Raw genomic sequence first — 9,187 nt, 5'->3', positions numbered from 1 at the left:
GGAGGGCACCGGCACGAGCAGCACCGGGCCCGCGAGCGCCGTGGCATCGACCGCCGCCGCCACCGCGACCGCCAGCAGCTCGGCGAGCGGCCCGGCCAGGCCCAGCAGCCGACGCTCCTTGAGGCCGATGACGAGCTGGCGCAGCGTGCCGTCGTACGGTCCGGCGGCGTACGGCGGCACCAGGCCCGGCGGAGTGGGCGTGGGCCACGCCGGCACCGCTCGTGTCGGCAGCGCGGCACGGCAGCCGTGGCACAGCACCCGGCCCGGCCGGTCACACCCCACGCAGGTGCCGCCGGCGACCAGGTCGATCCAGGCGTCCATCCCGTCCACGCCCCGATGACAGCACGCCGGGGCGACGAATGCCCTGTCGTGCCGTCACCCCTGTGGACAGAGGCTCAGCCCACGTAGCCCAGGTCGACGACCGGCCCGCCCAGCGTCGTGTCGCGGGCGTCCCCGACCAGGCCGAGCAGCCGGGCGCCCGAGATCCCCCACGCCGCCTGTGTGGGCACGGGTGAGCTCACCAGCGCGTCGACGACCTCCCCGACCGTGATCGAGCTCGCGGGGATGCCCGTGGCGCCGTCCACGGCGCCGTCGACGGAGACCGTGCGCACCTGGGCCGTGTCGGCGAGCTGGTGCAGCACGAGCACGGCCGTCGGTGCGGACCACGCGATGTCGGCGATCCGGGCCGGACGGTCCGCGTCGGCGCCGGAGATCTCGACCGCAGCGGTGCCACTGACGACCCGCCCGGCGTCGTCGGACCGCAGCCGACTGAGCACGACGGTGTCGCGCCTGCCCCCCCGCACGAGAGCGACGATCCGGGTCCCGTCCCGGGAGACCAGGAAGCGGCGTACGTCGGAGCCGGTGATGCCCGGGACGCGGACCTGGTGCTGACGCCCGTCGCGGACGTAGGAGACCTGGGCGCCGCGCGCCGTGCGGTCGACCAGCCAGAGCCGTCCGGCGATGTCCCAGGCCGGTCGCAACAGGTCGCGACCGCGCGCCACGACCGTGGCGGTGCCCGCGACCTGCACGGGACTGTGCAGCACGAGCGTCCCTGCCGCCGTGACCCCGGCCGCCTGCTTGCCGGGCAGGTCGACGGCGACGGACCGCAGACCGTGCCGGCTGGTGCCGAACGGCCCCTGCACCGGGGTGAGCCGCGCCGGCTGACCGGTCGGCGCCGCGACCAGCAGGCCCTGGCTCAGCCCGAACAGCTGCGGGCTGGTCTGGTAGCCGGCGGGGTCGAACTCCGGGCCCTCCTGGACGCTGAACTCGTCGCGGCCGTTGGGCAGCTGCACGGGCCGGCCGTCGACCGAGAGCCGCACCGTCCGGATCGTCGGCTCCTGGCGCAGCGTCCACGCCAGCTGGGCGGTGAGCTGGCTCAGCGTCTGCGCATCGAGCTGCCCGGGGTCGACAGCGCCGCCGGTGAGCGCGATCTCGGCCACCCCGCCCTCGGAGACCGGCACCGACAGTCCCTCGCCCACCCCGGCGGGGAGGTAGCTGCGGACGATGCCCGCGAGCTCGGGGCCCGGCCCCTGGACCAGACCCCGCACCAGCGCGGTGGCGACCTGGCTGCCGCGTGGGACGAACACCGGCTCGGGCACCAGGACATGCCCGGACGGGTCGAAGAAGTAGAGCGCGGCCTGGGCGAACCTGCTCTCGAACCAGGTGTCGGGCACGATCAGCGCGTCGGGCGCCTCCGCGATCCGCCACTCGTCGTCCTCGCGGGCCATCCGGAAGCTCAGCTCGGACTCCGGCGGCGCGAGCGCGCCGAGCCAGGCCCCGCGGGCGTCGAGGTGGTGTACGCCGGTGAGCTCGACGACCACGCCGCCCGGCCGCGGCTGCGGCGCGCTCTTCTCCGCGTAGATGATGGTCTCGCGGCTCGGGTTCCAGGTGGAGCGGGCATCCGCGGCGAGGAACTGCTGGGCCGTCCGGGTCTGCAGCGGCGTCGCCAGCATCGCGTCGAGGAAGCCCTGCACCACCTCGAGCGCGCTGGCCCCCGGCACCGGCGGCCGCGGGTCGATCGCGATCCCGGGCACCTGGGTGGCGGTCGCGGTCGGACCGGTCTCCACGACGCGGCCCGAGGTCGGCATGCTGACGCAGCCCGCGGTCAGGAGAGCCACCAGCGGCAGCGCGGCGAGCAGGAGTCGTCGTGTCATGAGGCGTGCTCTCCCGCGTCGCCGGGCACCAGGGGCAGCGGGCTGTGGTGCAGCGGACCACCGACCCGCCGCGGCAGCGTGAGCCGGAACTGGGCGCCGCCGCCGGGACGGCCCCAGGCCTGCAGCCACCCGCCGTGCAGGTGGGCGTCCTCCATGGAGATCGAGAGCCCCAGGCCGGTGCCGCCGCTGGAGCGGTCACGAGCGGGGTCGGCACGCCAGAACCGGTTGAACACCATCGCCGACTCCCCCGGCGCCAGCCCGACGCCGTAGTCGCGGACGGTGACGGCCGCGGCGTGCTCGTCGCTGTCGACGGCCACCAGGATGTCGGCGTGCCGCGAGCCCGCCGACCGGCCGGCGTGGTCGATCGCGTTGGTGAGCAGGTTGCGGACGATCCGCTCCACCCGGCGTACGTCGGCCTCGGCGAGGCACGGATGGTCCGGTGCGCTCACCTCGACCCGGATCTCCCGCTTGCGGGCGAGCGGTCGGGTGGCCTCGACCACCCGGTGCACGACGTCGACCAGGTTGACGTCGTCGGTCACCAGCACGGCGGCACCGGCGTCGAAGCGGCTGATCTCGAGCAGGTCCACCAGCAGTCCCTCGAACCGGTCCAGCTCGGTCTGCAGCAGCTCGGCCGCCCGCCCCGTGGCCGGGTCGAACCGCTCCCGTGCGTCGTGCAGCACGTCGCTGGCCATCCGGACGGTGGTCAGCGGCGTCCGTAGCTCGTGCGAGACGTCGGAGGTGAACCGGCGCTGCACCCGGCTGAGCTCCTCGAGCTGGCGGATCTGCTGCTGGAGGCTGCTGGCCATCTGGTTGAAGGAGACCGCCAGCCGAGCCAGGTCGTCCTCGCCCGCGACGTGCATCCGCTCCTGCAGCTGGCCCGCGGCGAGCCGCTCCGCCACCTGACGTGCGAGCCGGATCGGGGTGACCACCTGCCGGGCGACCAGCCAGCTCGCGCCGGCGACCAGGATGAGCAGCAGCCCGGCGGCCGCCGCCAGCGCGCGGGCGACCATCCCCAGCGTCTCCTGCTCCTCGTCGAGCGGGAAGAGGAAGTAGAGCACGTAGGTCTCGCCGTCGGCCGGCAGCTCCACCTGTGAGCCGACCACGACGCCCGGCTCGGCGAGCACCGTGCCGTCGGCAGTGGTCCGCCGGATCTCCCCGTAGGTCCACGCGGGCCCGGAGGCGGTGGCGAAGTGCTCCTCCAGCACGGCCGGGACGCTGCTGGTGTCCAGCCCCGGGGAGAACTCGGCACCGCCGTCGGCGATCCGGCCGCGACCGGGCTCCACCGGGCCGGCCATCACCACGCTGAAGCCGCGGCTCGTGCCGCGCTGGATGATCGGCTCGACCAGGTCGCGCTGCTGGCCGGAGGAGTCGACGTCCACGGCGGACGCGGCCGAGAGCCGCTGCCGCGCGTCCTGCATCTCGGTGGACGACTCCGCCACCACGGCGTCGACGCGGTGCTCGAGGAGGCCCTCGCGGACCTGCTGCAGCAGGAACCAGCCCACGACGGAGACCGCGACCGACGAGAGGACGAGCGTGCTCACGACGACGCGCGCCTGGATCGAGCGGCGCCAGAAGGTCAGCGTCCGCCGTACCGGTGCGGGCAGGTCGGGCACCGCTACCGCCGGCGCGCTGGGAGCAAGGTTGGTGCCACTACTGGGTCCCCGCCTTGTAGCCGACCCCGCGCACCGTGATCACGATCTCGGGGTTCTCCGGGTCGTGCTCGACCTTCGCGCGCAGCCGCTGCACGTGGACGTTGACGAGCCGGGTGTCGGCGGCGTGGCGGTAGCCCCAGACCTGCTCGAGCAGCGCCTCGCGGGTGAACACCTGGAACGGCTTGCGCGCCAGGCAGACGAGCAGGTCGAACTCCAGCGGCGTGAGGCTGATCGGCTCGCCGTCCCGCGTCACGGAGTGACCGGCGACGTCGATGACCAGGTCGCCCATGGTCAGGGCCTCGGTGCCGACCGGCTCGAAGCGCCGCATCCGGGCGCGGATGCGGGCGACCAGCTCCTTGGGCTTGAACGGCTTCACGACGTAGTCGTCGGCTCCGGACTCCAGTCCGACCACCACGTCGACGGTGTCGCCCTTCGCGGTGAGCATCACGATGGGTACGCCGGACTCGGCCCGGATCTGCTTGCAGACCGCGATGCCGTCGAGCCCGGGCAGCATCAGGTCCAGCAGCACCAGGTCGGGCCGGTAGTCCCGGAACACCCCCAGGGCGACGTCACCGCGCCCGCAGACGTCGGTGTCGAACCCCTCCTGGTGCAGGACGATGGACAGCATCTCCGCCAGCGACGCGTCATCGTCGATGACCAGGATGCGGCCCTTCTGCTCGCCGTTCTGGCTCATGGAGGTGATTGTGCCCCAGCCGGGGCTCACGACGTCATACGGGCCGGTCGCCCGAGGCGCCGGCCCGTATGACGTCATCTGACACGCAGCGGCTCAGTACCGGTAGTGCTCGGACTTGTAGGGGCCGCCGACCGGCACGCCGATGTAGTCGGCCTGCTCCTGGGTCAGCTCGGTGAGCTCGACGCCGAGGGCGGCGAGGTGCAGCCGGGCGACCTCCTCGTCGAGGTGCTTGGGCAGGATGTGCACGCCCACGTCGTACTGCTCGGCCTTGGTGAACAGCTCGATCTGCGCCAGCACCTGGTTGGTGAAGGAGTTCGACATCACGAACGACGGGTGGCCGGTCGCGTTGCCGAGGTTGAGCAGCCGACCCTCGGAGAGCACCAGGACCTTCTTGCCGTCGGGGAAGATCCACTGGTGGACCTGCGGCTTGATCTCGTCCTTGACGATGCCGGGGATCCGCGCCAGGCCGGCCATGTCGATCTCGTTGTCGAAGTGGCCGATGTTGCCGACGATGGCCTGGTGCTTCATCTTCTCGAAGTGCTCGGTCCGGATGATGTTGAAGTTGCCGGTCGTCGTGATGAAGATGTCGGCGAACTCGACGACGCTCTCCAGGCGCTTGACCTCGTAGCCGTCCATCGCGGCCTGCAGGGCGCAGATCGGGTCGATCTCGGTGACGATGACGCGCGCGCCCTGACCCCGCAGCGACTCCGCGGAGCCCTTGCCGACGTCGCCGTAGCCGCAGACGACCGCGACCTTGCCGCCGATGAGGACGTCGGTGGCGCGGTTGATGCCGTCGACCAGGCTGTGGCGGCAGCCGTACTTGTTGTCGAACTTCGACTTGGTGACCGAGTCGTTGACGTTGATCGCCGGGAACAGCAGCGAGCCGTCGCGGAAGCGCTCGTAGAGGCGGAGCACGCCGGTGGTGGTCTCCTCGGAGACGCCCTTGATCGCGTTGGCGATGCCGGTCCAGCGCTGCGGGTCGTTCTGGAGCGAGCGGCCCAGGACGCGCAGCACCTCCTTGAACTCCTCGTTGTCGGTGGTGTCGGGCGACGGCACCGAGCCGGCCTTCTCGAACTCCACGCCCTTGTGGACCAGCAGCGTGATGTCGCCGCCGTCGTCGAGCAGCATGTTGGGGCCGCCCTCGCGGAAGTCGAAGACCTTCTCGGCGAGGTCCCAGTACTCCGCCAGGGTCTCGCCCTTCCAGGCGAAGACGGGGGTGCCCTGCGGGTCGTCGACGGTGCCGTTCGGGCCGACCACGACGGCAGCGGCCGCGTGGTCCTGGGTCGAGAAGATGTTGCAGGAGGCCCAGCGGACGTCGGCGCCGAGCGCGACCAGGGTCTCGATGAGCACCGCGGTCTGGATGGTCATGTGCAGCGAGCCTGCGATCCGGGCGCCGGCGAGCGGCAAGCTGTCGCCGTACCGCTCGCGCATCGCCATCAGGCCGGGCATCTCGTGCTCGGCGAGCTGGATCTCCTTGCGGCCGAACTCGGCCAGGCTCAGGTCGGCAACCTTGTAGTCCATTGAGCTGTTCCTCGCGGGTGTTGGTGCGGCCTGCGGCGCATCTGCGCTTCGTCGGGATCTCCCGCGCACGACCTGCCGTTCACACTACAAGCGGGCCGCCCCAGGGCGGCAATCAGTGCGCGCCGCGGCGGAACGGCAGCACGTGGACCACCGCGACCACCACGGCACCGACCACGAGGCCGGCGACCGCCGAGAAGAACGTGTTGACCAGCCACCCCAGCGTCGCGCCGATGCCGGCGACCGCGTGGTGGACCTCCTCCTCGAGGTGGTGCACCAACTCGTACGGCGGGTGCCAGCCCAGCTCGTCGGCGCCGACGAGCAGGATGTGACCGCCGACCCACAGCATCGCGACCGTGCCGACCACGGAGACGACCGCGAGCAGCCGGGGCATGGCGGCCACGAGTGCGAGACCGACCCGCTGAGAGAGCCGGGAGGCGCGCTGCGCGAGCCGGAGACCGATGTCGTCCATCTTCACGATGAGCGCCACGACGCCGTACACGACGACGGTGATCGCCACGGCGACGGCCACGAGCGCACCGGCCCGCAGCCAGAAGCCCTGGTCGGCGACCTCGTTGAGCGCGATGACCATGATCTCGGTGGAGAGGATCAGGTCGGTGCGGACCGCGCCGGCGATCATCGAGCGCTCGGCGTCGGGGCCGATCTCGACCACCGGCACGTCGTGCTTCTCCTCGCCACGGTGGAACCACTCCAGCACCTTCTCGACGCCCTCGAAGGCGAGGTAGGTGCCGCCGATCATCAGGATCGGGGTGATCAGCCAGTCCACGAACTGGCTGAGCAGCAGCGCCACCGGGAGGATGATGAGCAGCTTGTTGCGGATCGACCCGACCGCGATCTTGCGGATGATGGGGAGCTCGCGCTCGGCCGCGAGGCCGTGGACGTACTGCGGCGTGACGGCGGTGTCGTCGACCACCACGCCGGCCGCCTTGGCCGTCGCCTTGCCGGCCGCGGCGCCGATGTCGTCGACGGAGGCGGCGGCGAGCTTCGCGATCGTCGCGACGTCGTCAAGCAGGGCGAACAGGCCGGCGCTCACCGGGACGCCGCCTCGTGGCTGTCGTGCGCGTGCATGGCCCGAAGGCTACGGGACTGCGCCGCAGCGTCCTCGCCGGTGCTCACCTCCCTGGCCCGGCGGTGGCGAGCCGCACGGTGCTCGACCCGCGTGGCGACGCGGTGCAGGTGGACCGCGTGCCCCATCCGGCCCTGGGCGTAGCCGACGGGGTCGACGAGGTGCTGCAGGAACCCGGCCACGGGTCGGCAGGCCAGCAACAGGGCGAGGACGACCGCGCCGAGGGTAGTGACCACCAGGGCCACCAGCGGGTGCTCGGCGGCCCAGTCGGGGTAGCCGGCGTACTGCACCCCCTTGATGGCGAAGCCGTGGAAGAGGTAGACGACCAGCGTCATCGCGCCGAGCCGGGTGAACCAGCCGCCGACGCGCGGCACCAGCGCCAGGAAGGCCCAGGCGCCGAGCGTGCCGACCAGCAGGAGGACCGCCCGGATGGCGAAGGCGCGGGCGTCGCTGACATCGAGCTCGCCGTAGCGGGTGCGGTAGTACAGCCACTCGGTGCTGGCCAGCCGGTCGGTGTACGACGACAGCACGGCGATCCCGGCGAACACACCCACCGCCGCCACCTGGACGGGGCGGCGGCGCAGCAGCTCTAGTCGCTCGGGCGTGGCGACCAGGCCCATCACGAAGAACGGCAGCAGCCCCAGCACCCGCGCCGCGTCGAGGGTGTTGCCGGCCATGAGCCCGGCACCCAGGCTGATCGCGACGGCGACCGGGACGGCCGCCGGCAGCCGCTTGAAGATCGGCGTCAGCAGCCGCCAGAAGAACAGTGCCGAGAGGTACCACATCGGCCAGTGCGGGTCGGCGAAGAGATCCTGCAGCCGCTCCCCGCCCACGTGGATGCGGAACAGCGCGATCGCGCACTCGAAGACGACGTAGGGCACCGCGACGGTGCGCACCAGCTGCCACAGCCGGCGCCGGCTGTAGTCGAAGGACCGCGAGAGGTAGCCGGTGACGAAGACGAACGCCGGCACGTGCCACGCGTAGAGGAAGTCGTACAGGTGGGAGACGGTCCCGCCGAGCCGGTCCTCGGGCAGCAGCACCCAGGCGTGGCCGACGACGACGAGCGTCACCAGCGCCATCTTGGCGTTGTCGAGCCACGGGTCGCGCTGCGCAGTCACCTTCCCCTGGTACCCGTCACCCTGCCTCCCGACCCCGCCACCTGACATTTCTCACAGCGACGCGCCGGATTCCGGTGGGGACGGTCAGGTGCCCGGTCAGTCCTCGACGAGCCCGAGCTGGAGGTACTCAGCGGCGTAGCGACCGGCGAGCAGCAGCTCGGCGTACCGTGCGACGTCGGAGCCCGACTCGGCCGAGAGCACCTCGACCCGGACCCCGTGGGCGTCCGCGGCGGCGGTGAGCCGCTGCCGCTCCTCGCGCAGCACCGGGTCCTCGGTGCCGTCGTCCAGCAGCACGAGCACCGGTCGCCGCGAGCTCGCCGCCTGCCCCGAGGTGGTCGACGGATCGGCGAACGGGTCGTCGAAGACGTTGCGCGGCCGGGTCGCCTCGAGGACCGGCAGCAGGTGCTCGGCGTCGCCGGCCAGTGCCGCCCGGCCGGTGGCGCGGCGGAACGACTCGGCGACGCGCCGTGCCGCCCGGGCCGCCAGCACTGAGCCGCCCCACAGCAGCGGGTCGGCGTCGGCGAGCGCGATGGCGAGCATCTTGGCGGGGTTGACCGTCAGCTCGCGGTGCGGCGAGCTCGCCATGGCGACGGCGTCGAGGGCGTCGGCGACCTGCTCCGGGTCGGCGCTCGGCCCGAGCCCGGCCCGGTCCAGCAGGCTGAGCACCGTGACCGCGATCGCGAGCTGGTCCCGGGTCTGCACCGGCAGCACGGTGGTGTCGCGACCCCCGGCGTGCTCGGCGACCAGCGAACTCTCGGGGCAGGCCACGACGACCTGGCAACCGCGGCGGACGGCCTCGGCGACCGCCGACGCGGTGCCCGGGTCGGCGCCGTCGGGGGCGAGCACCACGACCAGGTCCAGGCTGCCGGCCCAGCCGGGCAGGGCGGGCGCGGGCCAGGCCACGAACGGCACCGGGCAGGCGGGCTCGAGCACGGCGCGCAGGAGGCGGGAGTCCGGTCCGGCCG

General features: G+C 72.7%; 7 protein-coding genes and 1 pseudogene. All 8 read right to left on the bottom strand.

Going from position 1 to position 9,187, the window contains the following annotated elements; all coding sequences use genetic code 11:
• Positions 1 to 321 (bottom strand): annotated as a pseudogene (locus VGE38_RS04520) (ComF family protein); the annotation flags it as partial.
• A gap of 74 nt (positions 322 to 395) precedes the next feature.
• Positions 396 to 2,153 (bottom strand): LpqB family beta-propeller domain-containing protein, encoded by a 1,758-nt coding sequence (locus VGE38_RS04515; protein ID WP_331141341.1) that lies wholly within the window; start codon positions 2,151 to 2,153, stop codon positions 396 to 398.
• A complete protein-coding gene (mtrB, locus tag VGE38_RS04510; protein ID WP_331141340.1) occupies positions 2,150 to 3,766 on the bottom strand; it encodes an MtrAB system histidine kinase MtrB in 1,617 nt (538 codons plus the stop codon). Before mtrB ends, VGE38_RS04515 begins: the two co-directional genes overlap by 4 nt.
• A 37-nt stretch (positions 3,767 to 3,803) precedes the next feature.
• Entirely contained in the window at positions 3,804 to 4,499 is a 696-nt protein-coding gene (mtrA, locus tag VGE38_RS04505; RefSeq protein WP_331141339.1) for an MtrAB system response regulator MtrA, read from the bottom strand.
• 93 nt (positions 4,500 to 4,592) lie between these two features.
• Positions 4,593 to 6,020, bottom strand: coding sequence for an adenosylhomocysteinase (gene ahcY, locus VGE38_RS04500; protein ID WP_331141338.1), 1,428 nt, complete (start codon positions 6,018 to 6,020; stop codon positions 4,593 to 4,595).
• A 112-nt stretch (positions 6,021 to 6,132) separates the two neighbouring features.
• Positions 6,133 to 7,071, bottom strand: a complete 939-nt coding sequence (locus VGE38_RS04495; protein WP_331141337.1) for a DUF808 domain-containing protein — start codon at positions 7,069 to 7,071, stop codon at positions 6,133 to 6,135.
• On the bottom strand, positions 7,068 to 8,222 hold the full coding sequence (locus tag VGE38_RS04490; protein WP_331141336.1) for an acyltransferase family protein: 1,155 nt from the start codon (positions 8,220 to 8,222) through the stop codon (positions 7,068 to 7,070). The genes VGE38_RS04495 and VGE38_RS04490 overlap by 4 nt, the downstream gene beginning before the upstream one ends.
• A 96-nt stretch (positions 8,223 to 8,318) precedes the next feature.
• The coding region (locus VGE38_RS04485) for an SIS domain-containing protein (protein WP_331141335.1) at positions 8,319 to 9,187 on the bottom strand (869 nt) is incomplete at its 5' end.

It is taken from the genome of Nocardioides sp. (genome assembly GCF_036405735.1).
Classification (GTDB): domain Bacteria; phylum Actinomycetota; class Actinomycetes; order Propionibacteriales; family Nocardioidaceae; genus Nocardioides.
Note: the sequence above shows the minus strand (reverse complement) of the source record. Positions and strands in the feature narration are given on the sequence as shown.